At 42.7% G+C, this 25752-nt stretch carries 21 protein-coding genes, 1 other RNA gene and 2 pseudogenes; 11 read left to right on the forward strand and 13 right to left on the reverse strand.

Annotation, left to right across the window (positions count from 1 at the left end; all coding sequences use genetic code 11):
* Positions 1 to 155: 155 nt before the first annotated feature.
* Positions 156 to 326, forward strand: a complete 171-nt coding sequence (gene rmf / locus AAHH42_RS07425; protein WP_072549754.1) for a ribosome modulation factor — start codon at positions 156 to 158, stop codon at positions 324 to 326.
* Between the two features lie 78 nt (positions 327 to 404).
* Here rmf and fabA read toward each other — a convergent pair whose 3' ends face one another.
* Together fabA and AAHH42_RS07435 are read right to left on the reverse strand one after the other, a co-directional pair.
* Positions 405 to 941 (reverse strand): bifunctional 3-hydroxydecanoyl-ACP dehydratase/trans-2-decenoyl-ACP isomerase, encoded by a 537-nt coding sequence (gene fabA / locus AAHH42_RS07430; RefSeq protein WP_072549755.1) that lies wholly within the window; start codon positions 939 to 941, stop codon positions 405 to 407.
* A 126-nt stretch (positions 942 to 1067) separates the two neighbouring features.
* A complete protein-coding gene (locus tag AAHH42_RS07435; protein ID WP_072549756.1) occupies positions 1068 to 2813 on the reverse strand; it encodes an AAA family ATPase in 1746 nt (581 codons plus the stop codon).
* 218 nt (positions 2814 to 3031) lie between these two features.
* On the opposite strand from AAHH42_RS07435, the gene matP reads away from it, so the two are divergent.
* Positions 3032 to 3481 (forward strand): macrodomain Ter protein MatP, encoded by a 450-nt coding sequence (matP, locus tag AAHH42_RS07440; protein ID WP_072549757.1) that lies wholly within the window; start codon positions 3032 to 3034, stop codon positions 3479 to 3481.
* 77 nt (positions 3482 to 3558) lie between these two features.
* Here matP and AAHH42_RS07445 read toward each other — a convergent pair.
* The 4 genes and pseudogenes from AAHH42_RS07445 to aspA all read right to left on the reverse strand — a co-directional run.
* Positions 3559 to 4401 (reverse strand): annotated as a pseudogene (locus AAHH42_RS07445) (tRNA/rRNA methyltransferase); the annotation flags it as partial.
* Positions 4402 to 4510: 109 nt separating this feature from the next.
* The gene (locus tag AAHH42_RS07450) at positions 4511 to 5041 is read right to left on the reverse strand and encodes a DedA family protein (RefSeq protein WP_342221977.1); all 531 of its coding nucleotides are present in this window, start codon (positions 5039 to 5041) and stop codon (positions 4511 to 4513) included.
* Between the two features lie 191 nt (positions 5042 to 5232).
* Complete coding sequence (locus AAHH42_RS07455) at positions 5233 to 6978, reverse strand: protein-disulfide reductase DsbD (RefSeq protein WP_072549759.1); 1746 nt, start codon at positions 6976 to 6978, stop codon at positions 5233 to 5235.
* Positions 6979 to 7133: 155 nt separating this feature from the next.
* Complete coding sequence (aspA, locus tag AAHH42_RS07460; protein WP_342221978.1) at positions 7134 to 8588, reverse strand: aspartate ammonia-lyase; 1455 nt, start codon at positions 8586 to 8588, stop codon at positions 7134 to 7136.
* Between the two features lie 379 nt (positions 8589 to 8967).
* Here aspA and AAHH42_RS07465 point away from each other — a divergent pair, with 379 nt between their 5' ends.
* Positions 8968 to 9468 (forward strand): FxsA family protein, encoded by a 501-nt coding sequence (locus tag AAHH42_RS07465; protein WP_342221979.1) that lies wholly within the window; start codon positions 8968 to 8970, stop codon positions 9466 to 9468.
* Between the two features lie 41 nt (positions 9469 to 9509).
* Here AAHH42_RS07465 and ffs read toward each other — a convergent pair.
* Positions 9510 to 9606: signal recognition particle sRNA small type (gene ffs, locus AAHH42_RS07470), an RNA gene on the reverse strand.
* 418 nt (positions 9607 to 10024) lie between these two features.
* Between ffs and nrdA the strand changes: the two genes are divergently transcribed.
* The 5 genes and pseudogenes from nrdA (at position 10025) to AAHH42_RS07495 (ending at position 14850) form a co-directional block, all read left to right on the forward strand.
* Complete coding sequence (gene nrdA, locus AAHH42_RS07475; protein WP_342221980.1) at positions 10025 to 12325, forward strand: class 1a ribonucleoside-diphosphate reductase subunit alpha; 2301 nt, start codon at positions 10025 to 10027, stop codon at positions 12323 to 12325.
* A gap of 15 nt (positions 12326 to 12340) precedes the next feature.
* Positions 12341 to 13471: a class Ia ribonucleoside-diphosphate reductase subunit beta gene (gene nrdB, locus AAHH42_RS07480; protein ID WP_342221981.1), complete on the forward strand. Its 1131-nt coding sequence runs from the start codon at positions 12341 to 12343 to the stop codon at positions 13469 to 13471.
* 4 nt (positions 13472 to 13475) lie between these two features.
* Positions 13476 to 13736 carry a class I ribonucleotide reductase maintenance protein YfaE gene (gene yfaE / locus AAHH42_RS07485; protein ID WP_119797740.1) on the forward strand — a complete coding sequence of 87 codons (261 nt, stop codon included), beginning with the start codon at positions 13476 to 13478 and terminating at the stop codon, positions 13734 to 13736.
* Between the two features lie 382 nt (positions 13737 to 14118).
* Positions 14119 to 14579 (forward strand): annotated as a pseudogene (locus tag AAHH42_RS07490) (beta-eliminating lyase-related protein); the annotation flags it as partial.
* Positions 14578 to 14850, forward strand: coding sequence for a hypothetical protein (locus tag AAHH42_RS07495; protein WP_072549765.1), 273 nt, complete (start codon positions 14578 to 14580; stop codon positions 14848 to 14850). The pseudogene AAHH42_RS07490 and the gene AAHH42_RS07495, both read left to right, overlap by 2 nt.
* Positions 14851 to 15152: 302 nt before the next feature.
* On the opposite strand, the gene AAHH42_RS07500 is transcribed toward AAHH42_RS07495, so the two are convergent.
* The 6 genes from AAHH42_RS07500 to AAHH42_RS07525 are packed head-to-tail and all read right to left on the reverse strand — an operon-like array spanning position 15153 to position 20875.
* The gene (locus AAHH42_RS07500; protein ID WP_342221982.1) at positions 15153 to 15314 is read right to left on the reverse strand and encodes a hypothetical protein; all 162 of its coding nucleotides are present in this window, start codon (positions 15312 to 15314) and stop codon (positions 15153 to 15155) included.
* The gene (glnB, locus tag AAHH42_RS07505; RefSeq protein ID WP_072549766.1) at positions 15298 to 15636 is read right to left on the reverse strand and encodes a nitrogen regulatory protein P-II; all 339 of its coding nucleotides are present in this window, start codon (positions 15634 to 15636) and stop codon (positions 15298 to 15300) included. The genes AAHH42_RS07500 and glnB overlap by 17 nt, the downstream gene beginning before the upstream one ends.
* 8 nt (positions 15637 to 15644) lie before the next feature.
* Complete coding sequence (locus AAHH42_RS07510; protein ID WP_342221983.1) at positions 15645 to 17294, reverse strand: NAD+ synthase; 1650 nt, start codon at positions 17292 to 17294, stop codon at positions 15645 to 15647.
* Positions 17295 to 17334: 40 nt separating this feature from the next.
* The gene (gene glrR, locus AAHH42_RS07515; protein WP_342221984.1) at positions 17335 to 18672 is read right to left on the reverse strand and encodes a two-component system response regulator GlrR; all 1338 of its coding nucleotides are present in this window, start codon (positions 18670 to 18672) and stop codon (positions 17335 to 17337) included.
* Positions 18659 to 19381: a two-component system QseEF-associated lipoprotein QseG gene (gene qseG, locus AAHH42_RS07520; RefSeq protein ID WP_342221985.1), complete on the reverse strand. Its 723-nt coding sequence runs from the start codon at positions 19379 to 19381 to the stop codon at positions 18659 to 18661. Before qseG ends, glrR begins: the two co-directional genes overlap by 14 nt.
* Before the next feature lie 60 nt (positions 19382 to 19441).
* Positions 19442 to 20875: a sensor histidine kinase gene (locus AAHH42_RS07525; protein ID WP_072549770.1), complete on the reverse strand. Its 1434-nt coding sequence runs from the start codon at positions 20873 to 20875 to the stop codon at positions 19442 to 19444.
* Positions 20876 to 21406: 531 nt separating this feature from the next.
* On the opposite strand from AAHH42_RS07525, the gene ompX reads away from it, so the two are divergent.
* The 3 genes from ompX (at position 21407) to thrS (ending at position 25750) form a co-directional block, all read left to right on the forward strand.
* Positions 21407 to 21931, forward strand: a complete 525-nt coding sequence (gene ompX, locus AAHH42_RS07530) for an outer membrane protein OmpX (RefSeq protein WP_072549771.1) — start codon at positions 21407 to 21409, stop codon at positions 21929 to 21931.
* Between the two features lie 176 nt (positions 21932 to 22107).
* On the forward strand, positions 22108 to 23688 hold the full coding sequence (locus tag AAHH42_RS07535; RefSeq protein ID WP_072549772.1) for an ABC-F family ATPase: 1581 nt from the start codon (positions 22108 to 22110) through the stop codon (positions 23686 to 23688).
* Positions 23689 to 23794: 106 nt separating this feature from the next.
* Positions 23795 to 25750 carry a threonine--tRNA ligase gene (gene thrS, locus AAHH42_RS07540; protein WP_342221986.1) on the forward strand — a complete coding sequence of 652 codons (1956 nt, stop codon included), beginning with the start codon at positions 23795 to 23797 and terminating at the stop codon, positions 25748 to 25750.
* Positions 25751 to 25752 lie beyond the last annotated feature (2 nt).

Here is a 25752-nt window from a genome sequence, read left to right on the forward strand (position 1 = left end):
AATTAAAACTAACGTATTGGCGTCACTTAAAAAATATTGGCGTGAATATTGCATATTGCTTTTTGTTATTAAAACGGTTATCTCTGGTATGTGGTCGTGTACAAAGCGACCATTGTTTTTTTTCCAGCAAAGTTATCAAGTGAGGGAAACAAGGCATGAAGAGACTGAAACGAGATCGTCTGCAAAGGGCATTATCACGGGGTTATCAGGCGGGTATTACCGGGCGTTCAAAGGAGAAATGCCCCTATCAATCATTGAAAGCGCGCGGTTATTGGTTAGGAGGCTGGCGACAAGCCATGGAAGACAGAACGGTGGTCGTTACTTAGGTAAAGGCTCTGATGCGCTGTAGAAAGATGAAAAAACCTCCGCAAAGCGGAGGTTTTTATGCGTTTGACGTAACTGCGTCAAAACATGGAGTCATCTTTAAACAACCCCACTTTCAAATCGGTAGCAGTGTAGATTTGCTTATCATCAACCAATACTTTTCCGTCGGCAATGCCCAAGAACAATTTAGACTTGCAAATACGTTTGAAATTAATTTGATAAGTGACTTTTTCGGCTGTAGGCAATATTTGACCACTAAATTTTACCTCGCCAACACCGAGTGCTCGGCCTTTACCTTCACCACCTAGCCAGCCAAGATAAAAACCCACCAATTGCCACATGGCATCGAGACCCAGGCAGCCAGGCATCACGGGATCATTGATAAAATGACAACCGAAGAACCACAAGTCTGGGTTGATATCCAGCTCGGCTTCAACGTAACCTTTTTTATGGCTACCACCGTCACCTGTAATGTTAACAATACGATCTATCATTAACATATCACCGGCTGGCAATGCTGGCCCATGTATCCCAAAGAGTTCACGACGGCTTGATGCTTGAAGATCTTCTTTTGTATAAGAACGAATTCCTTTAGCTGATTCGCTTTCATCTACCATATTCTCAGTAAACCTTATTTTTATTAGCGAGTATTAAAACTGTTAACAGTAGTATCGGGTACAATGCAGCTGTATAACTCCCCCGATGACAGCATATATCAGTCCATGTAAGCTGAGCCAATCTAATCAGCGTAGCCAGTTTAACCAGCGGAATAGCCAATGTCTCCGCCGTTCATGCATATTCACTTGTGCGATTCGTTCCTGGATTATACCTAATAGGTTCGTTTGTTGTTCATCTGAATAGGACAGACCTGTCAGTAATGGCAGCGTTTCAGCTACCGTAGACACAGCCCATAGATGGAATTGACCATTTTTAACCGCTTCAACAATCGGTTGATGTAAACAAAGATGGCGCACGTTGTTACAAGGAAGTATCACTCCTTGCGTCCCACTTAAGCCACGTCGTTGACAGATTTCGAAAAAACCCTCGATTTTTTCGTTGACACCACCAATAGGCAGAATATTCCCAAACTGATCGACAGAACCCGTTACCGCAATCTGTTGATTAATGGGTTGTTGAGAGAGCGCACTGATCAAGGCACATAATTCAGCCAATGAAGCACTGTCACCATCAATATCACCATAAGATTGCTCAAAAACTATCGATGCAGAGAAAGGCTGCTGCTGTTCTAACGCAAGCTCAGAAATTAAAAAGGCCTGCATAATCATCATTCCTTTGGCATGAATATTGCCTCCTAGCTCTACTTTACGTTCCACATCCACAAATTCGCCATCACCAAGGTGTACAACACAACTTATACGTGTTGGCTCCCCAATCATGCGCGGATGACCTGGGTATTCCAGCACAGACAACCCGTTGATTTGACCAACGACCGATCCTTCAGTCTGGATCAAGATTTGCCCCAATTCAATTTCATCCTGTAACCGTCTGGCAAGATAATTTTGCCGCCAATCCCGCATATTCAAAGAGATGTTCAACGCGTTGGCGGTAATAGTTTCTTGTTTTTCTTCATGTAGTAAAGCTTCGGCTAATTGATGACTGAGCCAGCTCGGACAGAGTGGCAAGTAATCTTGATCACCGCTGTAACGAATTGCTTGTTGAAATAAGACTGCCCACGCGTCAGAGGCCAACGGAGGCAAGTGATCTTCTTCCCGTAAGGCGTTAATGTAACCACACCATAATGACATATCATTAACATTGTTCAGTGGTAACTCAGCCTCACATTCACCATAGACAGATAACTCACCCAATTCTGGCTCTATATCATGGAAATCTCCCAAACCCAGCCGATCTCCAACGATAACCAAACGCAGATCGAGCGGTATTGTGGGGATCTGGAGTGGCAAAGGACGTGTTTCATCAGAGGATAGCCATTCGAAACGCTGTTGTATGACCATTTGCTTAAGACGTAGCCACATCAAAGGTTGCGCAAGCAATGGGCGCACTGAAAGGACTAATACACCGCCATTCACTTGATGTATCAAGCCAGGCTGTAGGCTGATTTGATCTTTATGACATCTAACGCAGCCAAATAATTGCTCTGGCTCGATCCATTCTTGATAGAGACAACTTGCTTTCGCTACGAAGGCTTCATCACCTTTCTGAGCCGGTTGCCAAATCATTTTGTTGTCTTGCATCCGATAGTCACCACCACAAAGGATAAGATCCTGTGGCCGAAATTTTTTTATCGTCTGAGTGATTAGGGCAAGATAGTGACTATTCTCCGGCGCTTTAATCTGCATAAAACGTGATTTTGACTGTGGATGGCAAAATAGCTTTATGCTGCTTTTTAACCGCAGCTGTACCTCGGAAAAAGGCACCGCAGCCAATTGGTCGGCACTAGAAAATAATGCTTCATAGGGTGCGGTATCGGGCAGTAGAGACTGCCATTCAAGTCGTTTATTAGTCAAAATGTTAGATGCAATTGTTAAAAAGGAAAGGGCGATTATACAAGAATAAAGTAAACTGCATAGTAAAGTAGGTGGCTGTAATCGGAGACTAAACGAATATCCGATGATATCCGATGATATTCGTACGAAGAATCGCCGAATAAGACGTTTTTTATACGGTGAAATTTTTTATAAAGCTGTTATGCTTTTAAAGTTACGCGGTCACTGAAGAGCTCTCCATGAAATATCAACAATTAGATAACATTGAAAGTGGTTGGAAATGGGCGTATCTGGTAAAAAAACACCGTGAAGGTGAAAAAATTACCTGCTATATCGAGCAAAGTGCTGCCGATGAAGCCGTAGCGCAATTACTAAAGCTGGAAAATCAACCCGTGAAAGTGCGGGCATGGATTGACCAGCATATCAACGCAGCCCTGTGTGACCGTCTGAAGCAGACTATCCGAGCCAGGCGCAAACGCCACTTCAACGCTGAACAGCAGCACACTCGTAAAAAATCTGTCGATTTAGAGTTTTTGGCATGGCAGCGATTGTCGGCATTGGCCCGAAACCGTCAGATGACACTCTCAGAAACACTGGCTCAGTTGATTGAAGATGCCGAACTGAAAGAAAAATATGCGGCCAATATGTTATCTCTCAAGCAAAATCTAAAAGACATTCTTGGTAAATAAGACCACACCTTTAAGAGCCTATTCGAAATCTCTTGTGCTCGCTGATACTTCGTCGAGAATGTGCTCAAAATCCCTATTTACTGCCTTTGACGCCACCACTCCGCTAATATAATAGCGGTTGCAACCGAAACATTGAGACTATCGACTGAACCGGTACCAGCGATAGTGACGTTAATATTACCTTGTTGCCAGATATTTTCTGTCAAACCATGACTTTCCTGCCCGAGTAGCAGTAGCATTTTGTCAGGTAATATGGTTTTTGCCAGGCTTTCCCCTTTATGACTGGAGGTAGTCACTATGCTGTAACCCGCTTTGCGAAAAGCCTCCAACGCCAGTAGAAAATCATCCGTTTCGATGGCCTTAATGTGTTCCGCTCCCCCTTCAGCAGTACGTACTGCTGCTCCAGATTCTAGCAGTGCTGAATTCGGTAACAACAGTGCATTAACACCAAAATGCGCGCAGCTACGCATAATTCCGCCAAGATTATGAGGATTGCTTACATTTTCTAATGCCAATACGCAATTTTTTTCAGCTGCTTGCTGCAAATACGCTTCTACACTCAGTCCCTGACGTTTTTTAATTAAAAAACAGATACCACCATGATGCTCGGTACCCGAAACGTTGCTCAATTCTTCTGCATCAACAACACGATAGGCTTTGTGATTGGCGGCCATCCATTTCAGCGTTTTCCGGAAACGTGGTGTTACTGATTGCAGCAGCCAGGCACGTACGATGGCATCTTTACGATGGTGAAACAATGCCTGGCACGCGTTTTCACCATAGACACGTGTTTCTTCAGTTCGTTGGCGGCGTAACTGCTCGGGATCAATTTGACTGTGACCACTGATACCTAGGTGATCCACTTCTGACTCTGCTAACCGCGCCCGAGATACCCTTTTCCATGGTGAAGGGGCAGGGCTAAGCTCTTTTGGAGATGTCGGGTGGCGCGGCTTATCCTGTTGTGCCAATCTGCTACGGTGCTTTTTGTTCATTATCTTTCTCCAGCAACGCATAGAGCGTGCCGATTAATCAACCCATCCAATGAGCAAGCCATTGAATGCCGAATGCTCCCGGGGCTAATATACCGAAAGCCCAAATAAGGGCAGAGGTAACATTAGCAAACTGAAAATGACCCTGTGGCATGGCACAAACACCAGAAACCAATGGAACAACAGCACGTAAAGGACCAAAAAAACGTCCTATAAATGCACCAAAAATGCCCCAGCGTTCAAAAAATGCATGTCCACGTTCTAACAAGTGTGGATTACGTGACAATGGCCATAGAGTATTGACACGATCTTTATAGTGAAAGCCAATCCAATAGGAAAGCCAGTCACCAAAAAATGCGCCAGTGGCAGCGGCAGCCCATATTGGCCAGAAAGAAATACCACTTTCGCCAATTAAAGCACCGAATCCCAGTAAAATAATCGTTGCAGGCAGAAGTAAAGAGAGAAAAGCCAAGGATTCACCGAATGCAAGGAAAAAGACCAGAGGAATTGCCCAAACTTCGTGCGCGCGGGCAAAATCTGTAATGTAAGTAACAATATCGTTCAGGATCACAGTGTTTCCTGTCAATGGTTAATTAAAGATAACATGCTTGGTCGCAGTGTACACACGAGTATATGAGGATTGCGAGCACCATGTAACGCAGAATTTGCAGCATGCATCAGGTTTTGCAAGAAGTCTATTATCGTAATCAAAAGACTTGATGAACGCCGCCCGAAACAATTATCGATATGCTGGCAAAAATATCAAAGTAAATTATTCTGTATATGAATTATAAAATCATTGGCATTCATAAACCCGTTGATCCGTGAACCCACTATTTCACGCCCTTGTTTATCAAAAAAAAGGATAGTGGGCAGTCCTAGCACGTGCAGTTTTTTTAGCATTGCGGCCTGTTCGTGACTGTTACTGGTAATATCTGCCTGTAATAGCACAGTGTTCGCCAGTCGTTGGTGCACATCAGGATCGCTAAAAGTATATTTTTCAAACTGTTTACAAGTGATACACCAATCGGCATATAAATCTAACATCACTCTCCGCCCTTTTGCCTGCTCGAGTGCATTATACAACTGTGACAGATTTTCAACCTTTTGAAAATTTAGATGATTACCCGTCGCTTGTTGCTGTGGATCTGTAGTAAATACCCAATCCTGTAACGGGCGAGCGACAATTAACAGCACGGTCAATAGCAACAATTGTAATACACGACCCCAACCGCGAGCGATTGTTAGACTCAACGTGAACGCCCAGCCAAAGAAAGCGATGGCGAGTAAGCTCCACAGACGTATTCCCCAGTGGGCGTCCAATACCCGCTCAAGTAGCAGCACAGGGAGCGCTAAAATGACAAAGCCGCAGGCCTCTTTAACGTACTGCATCCAACGTCCATTGCGTGGCAATAGCCGGTTGCCAAACAATGTCACTATAATCAAAGGGATCCCCATTCCTATTGCATACAGGTATAGGATCCCTCCCCCCGCAAGTACATTGCCACTTTGCGCGATATACAACAACATGGCACTGAGAGGAGCGGTGGTACAGGGGGAACAGATCAATCCGGCCAACATACCCATGATAAAAACACCCGCCAGCGAACCGCCTTTTTGATGGTTACTCCATGTCACCAAGCGAGTTTGCAGAGCAGAGGGAAGATGAAGTGAGTAGCACCCGAACATTGATAATGAGAGTAAAATAAACAGCACCGACAAGCTAAAAAGCACATAAGGATGCTGTAGGGCTGCCTGAAATTGCAGCCCTGCAGCAGCGACTATGAGTCCTAATAGCGTGTAGGTCAGCGCCATACCCTGCACGTAGAGTGCCGCCAATAATAAAATTTGTCGCTGACTCTGCTGTTTTTCGCCTCCGAGAATAATCGCTGAAATTAAGGGATACATCGGCAATACACAAGGGGTAAAGGCAATGCCGATCCCGATCAGTAACGCCCAAAACGGAGAAAAGGGAAGGGCAGTAGGTGATGTTATTGCGGCAATCGCCGGCATATCTTCAATTCTGTTAGCCGATGGGGTGTCAGTCGATGGTTTTAGTTTGTGGATGGCATTGAGTGGAATAATGCGAGTTTCTGGTGGATAACAAAACCCAGCGTCGGCACAGCCCTGATAAGTCACACTGATACTGGATACATCCGTCGCCTGTGTTAACGGAATTTTCAATATCAGTTGTTGTTTAAAAATTGTTGTTACACCATAAAATTCATCCTGATGAGCGAGACCTTCAGGTATGACGAATGCCCCCAGTTTAACCTGTTGCGGCACAATTTTTAGCTGCTGACGGTACAGATAATAGCCGGGACGAATATGCCAACTTAGGTCTAACTGGTCATTTTTCTGCCTGAAATCAAAGGTGAAGGCCTGATCGACAGTCATAAACTGACTCTGTTCATTGATCAGCGGTTTGAAAGGCGAAGCCTTGGCATGTGGTGCCAGTAGTAACAGGCTATACAGTAGCAAAATCCATTTAAGGTAAGGTTGTGTCATAACAAATCATCTTTAATCTTCATAAAAAGGCACGTAGCCTAGAACCTGTTCTAAATCTATTACGTTCACTGACATTTCGTGAAAAATCGGCTCAAAATGTCCAGATTTTTAGAAAGCCGATCTAACGTGCCTTTAAGCATTAATAAGCAGTCATTTTACTGCTTATTTTCATCGTTATAACGTTTTGCTTTATAGACTGGGTTCATCAGGTTCTTGATAGAGAAAATATCATCAAGTTGTTCCTCAGTCAGTAATGCCAGATCCAACACCACCTCCCGTACACTCTTACCCGTTTCAGCACACATCTTACCCACCTTGTCACCATTATGATGACCAATGAATGGGTTGAGATAAGTAACAATACCGATTGAATTAAATACGTAGTGTTCGCAGATTTTTTTATTGGCGGTGATACCGTTAACGCATTTACTCAACAGGTTGTAGCACGCATTAGTAAGAATATGGATCGATTCAAACATGGCTTGACCAATGACCGGTTCCATGACATTTAATTGCAGCTGACCCGCTTCAGCCGCCATGGTCACACACATATCATTACCAATCACTTTAAAGCAAACCTGATTAACCACTTCAGGTATCACCGGATTCACTTTAGCAGGCATAATCGAAGAACCGGCCTGTAGTTCTGGCAAATTAATTTCGTTCAGGCCAGTGCGAGGACCTGATGACAGCAGACGTAAATCATTGCAGATTTTTGACAACTTAACAGCTAAACGTTTCAGCGCACTATGCACCATGACATAGGCGCCACAATCGGAGGTGGCTTCAATCAAGTTTTCCGCCGTGATACAAGGCAACTTACTCACTTCACAAAGCTTTTTTACCACTAGTTGTTGATACCCTTCAGGTGTATTCAAACCCGTACCGATAGCGGTCGCACCCAGGTTCACTTCTAACAAAAATTCAGCGGTACGATGCAAGTTTTTGCTTTCTTCTTTTAGTAATACCTGAAAAGCACCAAATTCTTGACCCAATGTCATGGGTACAGCGTCTTGCAATTGTGTACGCCCCATTTTCAGAATAGGCGTGAATTCTTGCGACTTCATACCAAAGCCTTTACTTAACAGGTCGATAGCATCGATCAACTTCATAATAGAGTTATAAACTGCAATACGAAACCCTGTTGGATAAGCATCATTAGTTGACTGAGACATGTTTACATGATCGTTAGGGCTAAGATGTTCATATTCGCCTTTTTTCTTCCCCATCAATTCCAGTCCAATATTTGCCAAAACTTCATTAGTATTCATGTTTAACGAAGTACCCGCTCCCCCCTGAAAGACATCAACCTGGAACTGATCCATACATTTGTTCTCGTCCAATACCTCGTCACAAGCGTTAATAATGATCGATGCAATGTTGGACGGGAGGGTATGTAACTCCTTATTAGCCATTGCCGCCGCTTTTTTTACCATCACCATGCCACGAATAAACTCAGGCACATCATTGATTGTACTGTTGCTTATCTTAAAATTTTCAATCGCACGTAGAGTATGAATACCGTAGTACGCCTCTATGGGAACTTTTCTTTTACCTAATAGATCTTCTTCGAAACGAAACTCTTCTACGGGACAAGTGTGATTTGACATGAGAACCTTCTCTTGTGTGCTGTCTAATTTTCTGTGTATCAGTTAATTTTAGCCGTCATGCACAATAAATGCGCAGAGATGAATTGCTTAATTTATTGTTGGCATGATCATATGCTGCCTAGTAATAAATACGTTGAACTTAGATCACTATTATCGCGGTAATTAATTAGGATGATCTAATATTTGTGATTTTCTTCACAGTTAACTCAACCATTGACATAAAAAGAACGACCTTATCTTGAAAAATATTAAAGACGCCTCCACGTTACAGAAATTAACCTGAAGCAAGCCTCCAGTGTTTAGAGTATTTAGCTGTTTGCATTAGCATTTAGCTTGCTGGTGAGTGCTGAGTCGATTGCAGTTTCATAAGGAGAGTACGGTGCGTTGGTTACCGTTCATGTTAATATTTTCATTAGCTTATATAGAGATTTCTTTGTTTATCAAAGTCGCGGCAGCTTTGGGTGTGGCCATCACTCTGCTGCTGGTGATTTTTACCTCTTGCGTGGGTATTTCGTTGGTATGGAATCAGGGGGTAAAAACGTTGATACAGATGCAGCAAAAATTGGCAAAAGGTGAAAGTCCTGCTCAGGAAATGGTAAAAAGTGTTTCGTTGGTATTAACCGGATTTTTACTGCTGATCCCGGGATTTTTTACCGATTTTCTTGGGTTGTTGCTGTTGTTACCACGGGTGCAAAAATTACTAACACTGAAATTAATGCCTTATTTTAACCTTTCCCGCTCTGGCACGGCGAATACATCGGGTAGCGGCAATATTTTTGACGGAGAATATCAATGCAAAGAGGATGACAGTGACAAAATAGAAGACCAAAAAAACAAAGACGGAGCTGACAAAAATCGCAACCCTAAGAATAACAAATAAAGCCTGATCCCACTTATAAGGAGGAAGACAGAGGGCGGTAACTCCGCCAGCTACATCCCGGCACACACATCACTCGCTACGGCTGCTTCCTTCCAGACCTGACCGAATTCACGAGCTAGCATTGCGGGAGAACCAACAGAGCTACCATTGATCTGAGCGCTTATCGACTTCAGCGCGGGCGCGCATTATTAACTATGCCTTGGAAAATAGCAAGAGCTCTATGATTATAACCCGACTATTTTGTTATCCAAATCGGTGATATCAAAAAATCAGCGAAAAGATCACTAGCACAGAAGGCTTAAATGTAAAGACGCTAACCATTTGTAATCACATTATTTGTAGTCATTTGCTAAAAATTACCCCCAAGTTTATCCACATAATCCCCTCATTTTGTTCACTTGCCAAAACGGCAAGAACACACTATCTTGTTATCACATCAATCCATAACCACCATATATTGTGTTTATAGACTAAGCAGTCCTTCCAACTCAGCTTTACCCCCCCCTTCACCCGTGGAGGGCGGCGAGGTGTCAGTATTTTAAGGGTACAACAGCACATGAACCAAGGCTTACTTGTTACAAAACGCGATGGCCGTAAAGAACGCATTGATCTCGATAAAATCCATCGAGTGATCGAGTGGGCTGCAGAAGGCTTACGTAATGTCTCTGTCTCTCAAGTAGCATTACGTTCCCACATTCAATTTTATGATGGCATAAAAACCGCCGATATCCACGAAACTATTATTAAAGCTGCTGCTGATCTGATCTCCAGTGACGCACCGGATTACCAATATTTAGCCGCTCGCCTGGCGATTTTTCATCTGCGCAAAAAAGCCTATGGTCAATTTGAACCACCGTCGCTTTTTGACCATGTGTCAAAAATGGTTCAAATGAATAAATATGATCAACATCTATTGATAGATTACACCCCAGAAGAATTCGCCCAGATGGATACCTTTCTTGATCATTGGCGTGATCTCAATTTCTCCTATGCTGCGGTAAAACAGCTAGAAGGCAAATACTTGGTACAAAATCGAGTCAGTGGTGAAATCTACGAAAGCGCCCAATTTTTATATCTTCTTGTTGCTGCTTGCCTATTCTCCCGCTATCCACGAGGAACCCGCCTCGATTATGTTAGACGTTTTTACGATGCGATATCCACTTTTAAGATCTCGTTGCCGACACCCATTATGTCCGGTGTACGCACTCCCACGCGTCAATTCAGTTCATGCGTATTGATCGAATGTGGTGATAGTTTGGATTCAATTAATGCCTCGGCCAGCGCCATTGTAAAATATGTTTCGCAGCGTGCCGGCATTGGTATCAACGCGGGTCGTATCCGCGCACTGGGAAGCCCTATTCGCGGAGGTGAAGCTTTCCATACCGGTTGTATTCCATTCTATAAATATTTTCAGACCGCCGTTAAATCCTGCTCGCAAGGTGGGGTACGCGGGGGGGCTGCCACACTGTTTTATCCATTATGGCATTGGGAAGTAGAAAGCCTGCTGGTGCTAAAAAATAATCGTGGTGTTGAAGGCAATCGGGTGCGCCATATGGATTACGCGGTACAGATCAACAAATTACTGTATCAACGCCTGTTAGAAGATAGAGATATCACCCTGTTTAGTCCCTCCGATGTGCCAGGGTTATACGATGCTTTCTTTGCGGATCAATATGAGTTCGAACGGTTGTATTTATACTACGAGCAAGATAAAAACCTTCGTCAGCAACGAATAAGAGCCGTTGACTTATTCTCTTCGATGATGCAAGAACGTGCTTCTACCGGCCGTATTTATATTCAGAATGTTGATCACTGTAATACACACAGCCCATTTGATCCCAAAGTAGCACCAATACGCCAATCTAACTTGTGTTTGGAAATCGCATTGCCCACTAAACCGCTAAATGATATCAGTGACGAAAAAGGTGAAATTGCCCTCTGTACACTGTCTGCTTTTAATTTGGGTGCGATTGATCATCTCGATGAATTGAAAGATTTGGCGACATTAACAGTACGTGCGCTCGATGCCCTACTCGATTATCAGGATTACCCGATTGCAGCAGCGCGTAATGGCTCGATGGGGCGTCGTACTTTGGGTGTTGGCGTGATCAATTTCGCTTATTATTTGGCGAAAAACGGTCTGGGCTATTCCAGTACTGATCCCGATCACAGTGCTAACAACCTGACGCATCGTACTTTCGAGGCTATTCAATACTATCTGTTGCAAGCGTCGAATGAGTTAGCGAAGGAAAAGGGTGCTTGCCAATGGTTTGCGCAAACCACTTATGCGCAAGGTCTGTTACCGATCGATACCTATAAAAAAGAATTAGACAAAATCTGTAATGAACCACTGCATCTTGATTGGGAGAGCTTACGCCAGAGTATTAAACAGTTTGGGCTACGTAATTCAACCCTTTCCGCACTTATGCCTTCAGAAACATCATCACAGATTTCTAATGCGACTAACGGCATTGAACCACCACGTGGTTACGTCAGTATAAAAGCGTCGAAAGACGGTATTTTGCGTCAGGTGGTACCGGAATATGAGCGACTAAAAGACAATTATCAGTTGTTATGGGATATACCGAATAATGAAGGTTATCTGCAACTGGTTGGTTTGATGCAGAAATTCGTTGATCAGTCTATTTCGGCAAATACCAACTACGATCCCACTCGTTTCCCCAACAATAAAGTACCCATGAAGCAATTGCTGAAAGATTTGCTTACTGCTTATAAATTGGGCATTAAAACGCTCTATTATCACAATACACGTGATGGGGCGGATGATGCTCAAGGAGATATGGCAAGCAATCAAGTTGTTGATAACGACTGCGAAAGCGGTGCCTGTAAGATTTAATTGTCAGAGGAAGTTATGGCCTATACCACATTTTCGCAAAAGAAAAATGATCAATTAAAAGAGCCGATGTTTTTGGGTCAGTCAGTTAACGTGGCACGCTTTGATCAACAAAAATATGCCATTTTTGAACAACTTATTGAAAAACAACTTTCTTTTTTTTGGCGCCCAGAAGAAATTGATGTTACTCGTGATAATATCGATTACCAAGGTTTGCCAGAACACGAAAAACACCTTTTTATTAGCAATTTAAAGTATCAAACCTTGCTTGATTCCATTCAGGGCCGTAGCCCCAATATCGCGTTATTACCGCTGATTTCGATTCCTGAATTAGAAACTTGGGTAGAAACCTGGTCATTTTCAGAAACAATTCATTCCAGATCCTATACCCATATCATCCGTAATATTGTTAACGAGCCTTCATCCATATTCGATGATATTGTCACTAATAAAGAGATTCTGAAACGCGCAAAAGATATCTCTGCTTATTACGATGATTTGATAGAGATGACCAGTTATTACCATTTGCTGGGTGAAGGAACCCATCAGGTTAACGGTGTCACTATAAAGGTGGATCGGCGTGCGTTGAAAAAGAAGCTTTATTTGTGTCTGATGAGCGTCAATGCATTGGAAGGTATCCGTTTTTATGTCAGTTTTGCCTGCTCTTTCGCCTTTGCAGAACGAAAATTAATGGAAGGCAATGCCAAAATTATTAAGTTGATTGCTCGTGATGAAGCACTCCATCTGACTGGGACACAACACATCCTTCATTTAATGCAAGGGGGTAAAGATGACCCCGAAATGGCAGAAATTGCCAAAGAATGCAAAGACGATTGCTATAAATTATTTGTTAAGGCAGCTGAACAAGAGAAAGAATGGGCGGAATACCTCTTCCGCGATGGCTCCATGATTGGCCTCAATAAAGATATTCTCTGCCAGTATATCGAATATATCACCAATATTCGTATGAAGGCTGTAGGGTTAGAGGCTCCCTTTTCAAACCGCAACGATCCGCTCCCGTGGATCAAGCCTTGGCTCTCTTCTGACAATGTACAGGTGGCACCACAAGAAGTTGAGGTGAGTTCTTATTTGGTGGGCCAAATTGATGCTGAGGTCAATGCCGATGACTTACGCGGTTTTGAACTGTGATCTCATGGCAAACTCTACCATTAACTTACATCAGAGTGGATCACAGCTTGATTACCCTGTTGACAGCAACAATTTGCTAGAAGCGCTGGAACAACATCAAATAGCAGTCGAGTATCAATGTCGCTCGGGTTATTGTGGTACATGCCGTCTGGTATTGCTAAAAGGCGAAGTTGACTATTTAACACAACCCCTGGCCCTTATTCAGGAAGGTGAAATATTGCCCTGCTGCTGTAAACCACGGGGAGATATTGCAATTGAGATTTAATGTAACCCGCTGATGGATCCTTCTGTGTCATTACCGTTTTCATTTTTTTATGTTTAAGGCAACGTTCAGTTGCCTTGGGATAAAATACGTGCTCTAAGCACAAGATACCCATAGTTAACACATGAATAAAATTAGATAGGCAAATTAAATAATTATTCTTTGTTATAAAAGTATTACATTTGAAATTATATATGTAATAAAATTAACATGTATCTTTATGGCTTTAGATAAATTATATTGTTACTGACATAATAATAATATTTTTAAAACATTAACAACCAATATATAATAGGGTAAATTTGTATAGCTGATTGAGCAGGATATATTTAAAATATACAGAAATTTATCTTTTTTTTGCGTATCTTTTGAGGAGTAATTAATGATGTCTAATAAAGAGCCTTGTCGTATAGCAGAACCATTTCGCATTAAAATGGTTGAAAACATACGTAAGATTAACAGAGAAGAACGTGAAAAAGCGTTAGCAGCCGCTTATTATAATACTCAAAAATTAAACAGTGAAGAAATCTATATTGATTTGTTAACCGATTCTGGAGTCTGTGCTATGAGTGACACTCAATAGGCAGGACTGATTACAGGTGATGAATCTTATGCGGGCTCACGCAGTTATACACGGTTGTGTGAACAAGTAAAAAATTAATTAATTACCCTTATACCATTCCAGTACATCAGGGTCGTGGTGCTGAACAAATATTGTTTCCATGTTTAGTTAAAAAAAGTAAAAATAAAACACAATCTGACGTATATAAACCAACTTTTATTTCTAATTTTCATTTTAATACCACTGCTGAACACATTGAATCAAATGAAGAAAAGGCTATTAATGACAGATAACATAGAACCAATTCAAAATAAACCAATACAGGATACAGAAGCTAACTCATCAATAGAGGATTGTAATCTAGAAAGAAAGCCTCAATTAGCATTATTACGCTTAGCCATTCCACGAAGAATGTACACTAACGATCATATGGACTATGTTGCTGATGTTATAATCAATTTAAAAGAGATAAAAAATAACATTAAAGGGCTCAAAATTACTAATAGTCCAACTCAATTTCGCTTTTTCTTCGCAGAATTAAAACCTATAGAGTAATTCAATGACCGAAACAAAATACTTTATGAAGAAATGGAAGCTATTTTTTATCAATGATTTAACGAAAATAAACTGGCTTTTTTTATCCCGAACTCTACGGAGAGGGTTATTCACCTAGAGGGTAGAGTTGTTACGGTCAACATAATTGGCAGTCCAAAGTGCGCACTATATTGATTACGATAAAAACAATCTCTAAAAAGGTGTGTGGCTTGAGTTTTACTGTGAAGCTAAACAATTAAATGGTCTTGAGCGTTGCCAGTGCCGTAGAACACGAATTCAAGAACCATATTATTTGTGCTCTTCTAGTCTAGGTAAGGTTTGTTGATATCGACCGGCAAACTAAACGGACTCTCTATCAAGTTAAATTTGGCTTGCTCGACGATCTTCTTTGTCAGCAATTGAAAAATCCATCTCAGGGAATGACGCTTGCGTAACTCATCGATAAGGTTAAATAGCTTCTTCATCTTGTTCACCAGTACGGATGCGTACTACTTTTTCTATAGCGAAAACAAAAATTTTGCCGTCACCAATTTTGCCAGTCTGAGCAGTTTGCATAATAGTGGCAACGCAAGTTTCAGCGATGTCATCTGTCACCACAATTTCGATTTTTACCTTGGGTAAAAAATCGACCATATATTCAGCACCTCGATACAACTCAGTATGCCCTTTTTGGCGCCCGAAACCCTTTACTTCTGTCACTGTCATACCGGTGATGCCCACATCAGCTAAGGCTTCACGGACATCATCGAGTTTGAACGGCTTAATAATTGCGTCAATTTTTTTCATGGTTAATGTCAGGACTCCCAGTTTTTACGACCAAAACCACAGGTGATCGGATAACGTCGATCTTTACCAAAATCACGGCTGGTAATACGAGGGCCGATAGCGGATTGACGTCGTTTGTGTTCGTTGATATCGACCAATCGGATCACGTTACGTACCGTCGCTTCGTCATAACGGCCTGTGACATCACACGCGATCAAATCGGCAACAGACTCATCTCGCTCGATATAGCCTTCAAGAATGCCATCCAAAATATCGTAAGGGGGTAATTTGTCCTGGTCGAGCTGCTTAGGTGCCAACTCCGCCGAAGGAGGACGATCAATGACTTCCTGTGGGATCACTTTCATTACGCTAAGAGAATTACGGTATTCAGCTAATTTGAATACCAAAGTTTTCGGTACATCTTTCAGTACATCAAAACCGCCAGCCATATCACCATACAAGGTGGAATAACCGACAGCGAGTTCACTTTTATTACCGGTTGTCAATACAATACTACCGAATTTATTGGATAACGCCATCAACAACATGCCACGGCAACGCGCCTGTAAATTTTCTTCTGTAGTATCCACCGGTTTGTCTGCAAATAGCGGGGCTAATTGTGCCATAAAAGCATTGAACATTGGCTCGATGGAAAGTACATCAAATTTAATGCCTTGTGTTTCAGCCTGCTGTTGCGCACATTTTATGCTTAATTCTGACGTGTGGCGAGATGGCATCATCACGGCATGAACCTTTTCTTTACCCAACGCATCAACAGCAATGGCCAAGGTCAGCGCTGAATCTATACCACCAGATAAGCCAAGTAATGCGCCTTTAAAGCCATTTTTGCTGACATAATCACTGACTGCCATTACCAATGCTTGATATTCCCCGGCAAAGGGCTCGGTTGCACAGCCTACCGCGGGTTTCTGCATCGGTATGATATCCAGATCTTTTAGTTGACATAGGGTAGTTTGCTCAGCAAAGGCAGCGAGGTGGTGTGTAATTTGACCTTGTGCATCAAATACTTTCGAACAGCCATCAAAAATGAGATCATCTTGTCCCCCCATCTGGTTGAGATAGACCAATGGCAATTTAGTACGCTGACAATGACCGACCAGTAGTTGATTGCGAATATAAGGTTTTTCACGGTGATAAGGGGAGGCGTTGATCGACAACAGTATTTCTGCACCTGCTGCTTTCACCGCATCCACTGGCGCAGGAGACCAAATATCTTCACAAATTAGCATCCCCAAGCGATAACCTTTTAGCTCAATGACACAACTTTGGCTACCTGGCGTAAAATAGCGTTTTTCATCAAAAACACCATGATTTGGCAGTGATTGCTTAAAATAACGATCAAGTAATTTCCCTGCTGAGAATACCGATAACGCATTGTATAATTTTTCGCCTTCACGCCATGGATGTCCTACCATAATGGCAATCTGCAAAGAAGCCTGCTGTAATAGTGGTAACTGATCGACACAACGCTGATAAAAATCGCTTCGTAATAAAAGGTCTTCTGGTGGATAACCACACAATGCCAGTTCAGAGAACATGACTAAATCAGCTTTTCCCTGTTGTTGAGTCACGATTTGCAACATACGCTCAGTGTTACCTTCAATATCACCAACCAACCAGTTAAGCTGGGCTAATACAATAGACAGTGATTTGCTCATATCGATTCCGATCCCTTCATGCGATAATTGTTAATAAACGTTATTCTTTAAAATCGTTGCTGTCTAGTTGATGACGTGCCAGAAATTTGTAAAACTCAGTACGGTTGCGTCCAGCCATATGTGCCGCCTGAGCCACGTTACCTTTGGTAATCTGTAAAAGCTTACGTAAATAATTCAATTCGAATTGATTACGTGCTTCAACGAAAGTAGGTAAAACGGTATTTTCCCCCGCCAACGCCTGTTCGACTAAAGCTTCATTGATAACCGGAGCCGATGTCAGCGCGACACATTGTTCAATTACATTCACCAACTGGCGCACATTACCCGGCCAGCGGGCGCTCATCAGCCGTTTCATGGCATCAGTCGAGAAATTACACACAAAAGGTTTATGCCGCTTGGCCGCCTGACGTAACAGATGATTAGCCAACAATGGAATGTCTTCCGATCGTTCGTTTAATGCCGGTAGATTCAAATTAACAACGTTTAAACGATAGTAGAGATCTTCACGAAATGTATTTCTGAGCATGGCTTTCGGTAGATCACAATGGGTCGCAGAAATAATGCGTACATTAATATCAATATCCTTATTGCTGCCTAGTGGGCGAACTTTACGTTCCTGTAACACACGTAATAATTTAACTTGCAAGGATAAGGGCATATCGCCGATCTCATCGAGGAACAAAGTTCCGCCTTGTGCGGCTTGAAATAAACCTTCACGGTGGCTCATGGCACCCGTAAAAGCCCCTTTGGCATGACCAAATAATTCCGATTCCAGTAATTGTTCTGGCAATGCGCCACAGTTGATGGCGATAAAGGCTTTTTTAGCGCGTGGGCTAGCAGCATGAATGGCTTGCGCCAACACTTCTTTGCCACTACCACTTGAACCATTGATCAAAACACTGACATCTGATTGTGCCACCATTCGCGCCTGTTCCAGCAAACGTAACATTAATGGGCTGCGAGTGACGATATTTTCACGCCATGTTTCCTCACCCAGTGGATGCGACAACTCAAGTGCGGCATTAATCGCCTTGTATAAGGCGTCACGATCGACCGGTTTGGTAAGAAAACTAAATACCCCTTGCTGAGTCGCCGCCACTGCATCAGGAATAGAGCCATGAGCTGTCAAAATAATGACCGGCATTCCTGGCTGGAATTTTTGCACTTCAGCGAAGAGTGCCATGCCGTCCATCTCGTCCATCCGTAAATCACTGATAACCAGATCAACTTGCTCTCGTATCAATAAACGCAAAGCCTCTTGACCATTTTCCGCTGTTGCGACCTGAAATCCTTCACTTCTTAAGCGCATACCTAGCAGTTTTAACAGGCTGGGATCATCATCGACCAGCAGTAATTTGGCTGTTTTACATGCTGTCATCCGATTGGTGCTCCTTATTGAGGACAGGTAGTGTTGTGGGATCTGTTGTAGGTGTTGTTTGAGTGGATGGTTTTGTTTCTACCCGTAAGGTATTCTGCAACTGTTTTCGGGAAGAAAGCTGGCGTTCAATATCTGTCAAATTCTCCAGTTTATTTTTGGTATTCTGCAGGTTGTACTTAAGCTGTGCCAGATTTTCACGGAGACGATCAATCTGGTTATCTGATTCGTTTTGCAAACGTTGATAACGGATCCGTGCTTCCGCTAAAGCGATCTGTAACATTTGCCGTTTATGCCATAGCTGGACTAACTGACGGACGGTGTTAGGGATCAATGGGCTGTAATCTTGTAGCTGTTCAACAATTTTTCTCCGTTCGTCTAATGCAGGATCGGCGTTAGCAATCAAAATGCCTTGTTTAAACGCGGTTGACCAAGAAATATTCGATAAATTGTTCGCTAGACTACGTGCTTGTATTGATCTTAGAGGTTCGGCACAATCCATTGCCTGTAACCAAAATGATGGATTTTCCAGCGTTTTTTTATCATCGAGACTCCATAGCATATCGCATTGAGCGACATGTTCATCGATAATCTTATTTTCTGAGGTATCCGATTCGGTTTGGGAAGTACTGCCATCGACAATGTGGCCCGTACATCCATTCAACAAAAGCGGGATCAGTAATAAACGTAACGCAAATGCAGTTTTTTTCAAAAAGCGGTTAGCAAACCATCTGTACATTATCTTATGTTACTCTTAGTTTATATTCTCAGCTTAATTTTCAGAGCGCAATGGCAATTCAATACGGAAACAGACTGCTGCATAATCCACTGTGACCAGTTGCAGACTGCCTTGCATACGTTTGATGCAATCTTGAGCGATACTCAGGCCTAGCCCACTTCCCTTAACTGCTCCTTTACGTTGATGACTTCCCTGAAAAAAAGGTTCAAATATCATGGTTTTTTCTGTTAGAGGAATGGCATCGCCACTGTTAGCAACATCAATTTGTATACGATTACCTAATTTCCGGCTGCATAGCCAAATATCACCGGATCCTTCACCGTAGTGCACTGCATTGGAATAGAGATTATCAAGCACACGTATTAACAGTGTCGGTTCTGCCCAACAACTCTCAGTTTGTAGATCCACTTGGGTACGGATCATTTTCGCGCGCGCAGGAAGACTGTGGGCAGCGATCACTCTATCCATTATCGTTGTTAGCTGAATATTCTCATGTTTTCCCGAGCCATCCGCCCATTTACGATTATAATCTAAAAGTTGTTCGATGAGTTGCTGTAAATGGCTGCTGCTGTTATCTAAAATCGCCACTATTTCTTTTTGATCCTGAGTCAATGACCCCGCGACTTCATCTGCCAGCAACGCTGTTCCTTCACGCATACTCGCTAGGGGAGTTTTTAGTTCGTGTGAAATATGTCGCAGGAATTCATGTCGTTGCGATTCCAGCCAGGCTAAGCGTTCACTTAACCAAAGGATGCGTTGTGCCAATGAACGTAGTTCACTGGGCCCGGTAAATAACCGTGTATTTTCCAATGAACGTCCCTCCCCAAGGTAATTAATCATCCTCTCTATTCCCTTAACGGGATCAATAATCATACGAGTAAACAGTATGACTAACATCACACTGAGCAAAAACAGCAACAGCGACTGCCAGCCAAAAAACTTTCCGCGTGCGGCGATATCTTGTTGTAATTTCTGGCCACGTGCGAAAATGACGTCACGAGTAGCTTGCCCCATTTCAGCATTAGCATGGGAAAATTTTTCTAATTGTATCGATGCTTGAGGCAAAGGTTCACTGTGTTGACAGTGTATTTCAGTTAGCTGGTCGAATAATTCACGTAGAGTCTGATAATAACGGGTATCGGGTAAAATAGTTGCGTGGGTATTTAGCATCTGATCATACTGCTTACGTTGACTCTGATAGAGTGTCGCGAGGGTTACATCATCTAGTACGCAGTATTGACGATAGCTACGCTCCATTTCGAGGGCGATACTGGTCATTGCTTCACTACGTCGGGCATCTGCTAGCACTGTGTGGTTAATATCCGCTGCCTGGCTACTAAGATGATCCAAGCTTTGGTAGGCTTGATACGCCAACACCAGTAAAGGCAGTAGCACTAACAAGAATGCCATCAAGACTAACTGGCGTAACGAACGTGGAAATAAGCGCACTTTTTTTAACAAAATCATCTGATTAGCTACCGATGTTACCCTGTCCTTAAATTTTGAGGAGCCTATTCGAAATCTCTTGTGCTCGCCGTATTTTGGTCAAGTAATTCGTCAAAAACGTGCTCAAATGCTCATTTACTCTCTTTTGTTGTATACTTAGAGAATAGACTGCGTTTTTTCGCCCGTTTTTTCCTCTTTCGAGCATAGCGAAAAAGATTTGAAACAGACTCTTAGAGCCTATTCCAAATCCATCAGGGCTTCTGAGTGTACACAAGACTTCTTGCCGAGTACATGAAGATTACCGGTGTCGAGTCGCCTGGCTGACAGTGCTATAAACGACAAAATCATCAAAAATTTTTGTGAATTGCAGATATAATTTTCTTATTTTTATGCAATAAAAACCTAATTATTTTAATAAGATAACTTAATTTGATAATATTTGTTACAGCAAACGTATCATCGGGCAATAAAATAAGTTATATAGTCCCCCTGATAGTTTGTTATATTTTTACTGTTTTCTTACATTATTTGAATGGGTGTCTTGAGGTGGTTATGAAAAAAGTAACATGTTTTTCAGCTGTGGCAGCGTTGGTTTTTACGGTAGTCGCAGGTAGTGCGCTCGCTAATCAAACTACGGTTTCTGGTGGTTATGCTCAAAGTGATTACCAAGGGGTGGTAAACAAAGCCAAGGGTTTGAATTTGAAACTCTACCAGGAATGGGATGATTCTCCATTGGGTGCCATCGGTTCTTTCACTCATACTGAAAAGAGCGGCTTTGGTGGTGCACCAGGTTACAACAAGATGCAATATAACTCGATTGCCGTAGGTCCTGCTTACCGTATTAGCGACTGGGCCAGTGTTTATGGCCTGCTTGGCGTTGGTCACGGGCGTTTCTCTAATAATTCTCTGAAGGATGGTAATGACAAGCGCAGTAACAGCGATTACGGTGTTACTTACGGTGCTGGTTTACAATTCAACCCAATGCAAAATGTTGCTCTGGATTTCTCTTACGAGAAAAGCCGTATCCGAAGTGTTGATATCGGTACTTTTGTTGTTGGCGCAGGCTATACCTTTTAATAGGATAATATCGTTTTAATGGCTGTTGATAGCTTTGTATTGTTATTGGTATCAGGCTTCTTGTGAAATTCCTAACAAAAAATCCGCCGTTTGGCGGATTTTTAATGGGGATTGTGGCATAATCCGCGTAAAATAATATTCCTAATTTTTCAGTTAGTTAATCGAGAGTGGTCGCTGTGCTAAGTACTAACAATATCACCATGCAGTTTGGCAGTAAGCCATTGTTTGAAAATATTTCTGTTAAATTCTCTGGTGGCCACCGCTACGGGCTGATTGGTGCCAATGGATGTGGTAAATCTACCTTAATGAAGATCCTCGGTGGTGATTTAGTACCGAGCAATGGTAATGTTTCCCTCGATCCTAATGAACGTTTGGGTAAATTGCGTCAGGATCAATTCGCGTTTGAAAAATACAGCGTGATCGATACCGTGATTATGGGACATGGGGCACTGTGGTTAGTCAAGGCCGAGCGTGACCGCATTTACGCTTTGACTGAAATGAGCGAAGAAGATGGCTATAAAGCGGCTGATCTGGAAGCTTCCTACGGTGAAATGGATGGCTACAGTGCTGAAGCACGTGCTGGTGAGTTATTGCTTGGTGTTGGTATTCCTCTTGAGCAACATTATGGTTTGATGAGTGATGTCGCTCCTGGCTGGAAGCTTCGGGTATTGCTAGCACAGGCTTTGTTTGCTGATCCTGATATTTTGTTACTCGATGAACCCACCAATAACCTCGATATCGATACCATCCGCTGGCTGGAGCAAATATTAAACGAGCGTAACAGTACCATGATCATTATTTCTCATGATCGTCATTTTCTCAATATGGTTTGCACTCACATGGTAGATCTGGATTACGGTGAGTTACGTGTCTATCCAGGCAACTATGATGAATATATGACTGCGGCGACTCAGGCTCGTGAGCGTTTGTTGTCAGATGTCGCTAAGAAAAAAGCACAAATTTCCGAATTGCAATCTTTCGTCAGCCGTTTTAGCGCTAACGCGTCTAAATCCAAACAAGCTACCTCGCGCGCTCGTCAAATTGATAAGATCCAGTTAGATGAAGTGAAAGTTTCCAGCCGTCAAAATCCCTTTATCCGCTTTGAACAAGATAAGAAATTGTTTCGTAATGCGTTGGAGGTGCAAGAACTCAGTAAAAAATTTGGCCAGCAAAGCGTGTTCAATAACCTCGAGTTGAGGGTTGAAGTTGGCGAAAAAGTCGCTATTTTGGGCACTAACGGTATCGGTAAATCGACCTTACTGAAAACCCTGATTGGCGAGCTTACCGCTGATGCAGGTACGGTAAAATGGTCAGAGAACAGTAAAATTGGCTATTACGCACAGGATCACGCCAGTGATTTTGCGGTTGATTTGACGGTATTTGACTGGATGAGCCAGTGGAAACAAGAAAAAGATGATGAGCAGGTGGTGCGTAGTACACTCGGGCGTTTGCTGTTTAGTCAGGACGATATTAAGAAAAAAGTGAGTGTGCTGTCTGGTGGTGAAAAGGGGCGTATGCTCTTTGGTAAATTGATGATGATGAAGCCAAATATTCTGGTGATGGATGAGCCAACGAATCATTTAGATATGGAATCTATAGAAGCTGCGAATATGGCATTAGAAATGTATGAAGGCACGCTACTTTTTGTTTCTCATGACCGTGAATTTGTTAGCTCATTGGCAACGCGAGTTATTGAAATGACTCAAGATAAAATTATCGATTTTAGAGGTAACTATGAAGATTATCTGTGCAGTTAAGCGGTTAAATCCTGATCAGTATACCCATTATCTTTCATCCTCGGTGTGAGTGACGGTTGTAGTTACTGACTGGACCCGTTTTAAACTGTAGTATTAAGGAATTAGCATGCCCGTTATTACTTTTCCTGACGGTGGCCAACGTCATTATGACGACGTGGTTTCTGCTTTTGATATCGCTGGTGATATCAGCACCAGTTTAGCGAAGGCTTGTATTGCGGCTCAAGTGAACGGTCAACTCGTCGATGCCAGGGATCCCATAAAAGAAGATGCTCAACTTGCGATTATTACAGCTAAAGATGACGAAGGACTGGAGATTATCCGTCATTCTTGTGCACATTTATTGGGGCACGCTATTAAGCAACTTTGGCCTGATACCAAAATGGCGATTGGTCCAGTGATAGAACATGGTTTCTATTATGATGTTGAGTTAGAGCACCGATTGACACAAGAAGATCTGCTTCTGTTGGAAAAGCGGATGCACGATTTGGCTGCTAAAAATTATGACGTGATTAAGGAAAAAGTCAGTTGGCAACAAGCTCGTGATATTTTTTCTACACGCAGTGAAAACTATAAAGTCTTGATCCTTGATGAAAATATTGCCCCTGATAGCCATCCTGCCTTGTACCGTCATCAAGAATATATTGATATGTGTCGTGGCCCCCATGTGCCAAACATGCGTTTTTGTCACCATTTTAAATTACAAAAAATCTCGGGTGCTTACTGGCGCGGCGATAGCAAAAACAAAATGCTACAACGCATTTACGGTACCGCATGGGGTGATAAAAAACAGCTCACAGCCTATCTAAAGAGGTTGGAGGAAGCGGTAAAACGTGATCACCGTAAAATCGGCACACAGCTTGATCTCTATCATGTGCAGGCAGATGCGCCCGGGATGGTCTTTTGGCATGCTGACGGTTGGACTCTTTTCCGTGAGCTGGAAAACTTTGTGCGTATCAAGCTTAAAGAGTATCAGTATCAGGAAGTGAAAGGGCCATTTATGATGGACCGCGAATTGTGGAAGAAAACGGGTCACTGGGAAAACTATGGTGAACATATGTTTACCACCTCATCGGAAAATCGTGAATACTGCATTAAACCGATGAATTGTCCCGGGCATGTACAAATTTTCAACCAAGGGAGAAAATCTTACCGTGATTTGCCCCTCCGTATGGCAGAGTTCGGCAGCTGTCACCGCAATGAGCCTTCGGGTGCATTGCATGGCTTGATGCGTGTGCGTGGTTTTACACAGGATGATGCTCATATTTTCTGTACAGCAGAGCAAGTACGTGCCGAAGTAAATAGTTGCATCAAGATGATCTATGATATGTACAGTGTTTTTGGTTTTAAGACAATTGAGGTTAAACTCTCTACTCGACCAGAAAAGCGTATCGGCAGTGATGAAATTTGGACGGCTGCTGAGGAAGATTTAGCGGCTTCGTTGGCTGAAAACGGTATCAATTTTGACTTACAGCCAGGCGAAGGGGCATTTTATGGGCCGAAAATTGAATTTACCTTGCATGATTGTTTGGAGCGTGCATGGCAGTGTGGTACCGTACAACTCGATTTTTCATTGCCGAGTCGTTTGGATGCTTTCTACATCGACGAAGATAACCAGCGAAAGGTACCTGTGATGATTCATCGGGCTATCTTAGGATCGATGGAGCGTTTCATTGGTATATTGGCTGAAGAATATGCCGGATGCTTTCCTACATGGCTTGCTCCACTGCAGGTGGTGGTAATGAATATCACCGACGGCCAGGCAGATTATGTCCAAAAGATCAGCCAAAAATTGCAAAATGTAGGCATTCGGGCAAAAGTAGACTTGAGAAACGAGAAGATTGGCTTTAAAATCCGCGAGCATGTGTTGCGTCGGGTTCCTTACCTGTTTGTTTGTGGCGATAAAGAAGTCGAATCGGGTAGGGTTTCGGTTCGTACGCTTGGTATACGTACCCGTAGTGGTGCTTTGCACGATAAAGATTTGGGTTGTCGCGATTTTGGCGTCATTATGGACCAACTGCTGACAGAAATTCGCAGCCGTAGTCTTCATCAACTGGAGGAATAAAG

The organism is Candidatus Fukatsuia endosymbiont of Tuberolachnus salignus, assembly GCF_964030845.1.
GTDB classification, from domain to species: Bacteria; Pseudomonadota; Gammaproteobacteria; order Enterobacterales; family Enterobacteriaceae; genus Fukatsuia; species Fukatsuia symbiotica.

Bases quoted from the DNA above. Each gene is read 5' to 3' on its own strand.
- nrdB (WP_342221981.1), top strand. From the start codon at position 12,341: ATGGCCTATACCACATTTTCGCAAAAGAAAAATGATCAATTAAAAGAG.
- glnB (WP_072549766.1), bottom strand. From the start codon at position 15,636: ATGAAAAAAATTGACGCAATTATTAAGCCGTTCAAACTCGATGATGTC.
- thrS (WP_342221986.1), top strand. From the start codon at position 23,795: ATGCCCGTTATTACTTTTCCTGACGGTGGCCAACGTCATTATGACGAC.
- yfaE (WP_119797740.1), top strand. From the start codon at position 13,476: ATGGCAAACTCTACCATTAACTTACATCAGAGTGGATCACAGCTTGAT.
- aspA (WP_342221978.1), bottom strand. From the start codon at position 8,588: ATGTCAAATCACACTTGTCCCGTAGAAGAGTTTCGTTTCGAAGAAGAT.
- rmf (WP_072549754.1), top strand. From the start codon at position 156: ATGAAGAGACTGAAACGAGATCGTCTGCAAAGGGCATTATCACGGGGT.
- AAHH42_RS07525 (WP_072549770.1), bottom strand. From the start codon at position 20,875: ATGATTTTGTTAAAAAAAGTGCGCTTATTTCCACGTTCGTTACGCCAG.
- AAHH42_RS07510 (WP_342221983.1), bottom strand. From the start codon at position 17,294: ATGAGCAAATCACTGTCTATTGTATTAGCCCAGCTTAACTGGTTGGTT.
- AAHH42_RS07455 (WP_072549759.1), bottom strand. From the start codon at position 6,978: ATGACACAACCTTACCTTAAATGGATTTTGCTACTGTATAGCCTGTTA.
- ompX (WP_072549771.1), top strand. From the start codon at position 21,407: ATGAAAAAAGTAACATGTTTTTCAGCTGTGGCAGCGTTGGTTTTTACG.
- matP (WP_072549757.1), top strand. From the start codon at position 3,032: ATGAAATATCAACAATTAGATAACATTGAAAGTGGTTGGAAATGGGCG.
- nrdA (WP_342221980.1), top strand. From the start codon at position 10,025: ATGAACCAAGGCTTACTTGTTACAAAACGCGATGGCCGTAAAGAACGC.
- AAHH42_RS07495 (WP_072549765.1), top strand. From the start codon at position 14,578: ATGACAGATAACATAGAACCAATTCAAAATAAACCAATACAGGATACA.
- glrR (WP_342221984.1), bottom strand. From the start codon at position 18,672: ATGACAGCATGTAAAACAGCCAAATTACTGCTGGTCGATGATGATCCC.
- fabA (WP_072549755.1), bottom strand. From the start codon at position 941: ATGGTAGATGAAAGCGAATCAGCTAAAGGAATTCGTTCTTATACAAAA.
- AAHH42_RS07500 (WP_342221982.1), bottom strand. From the start codon at position 15,314: ATGAAGAAGCTATTTAACCTTATCGATGAGTTACGCAAGCGTCATTCC.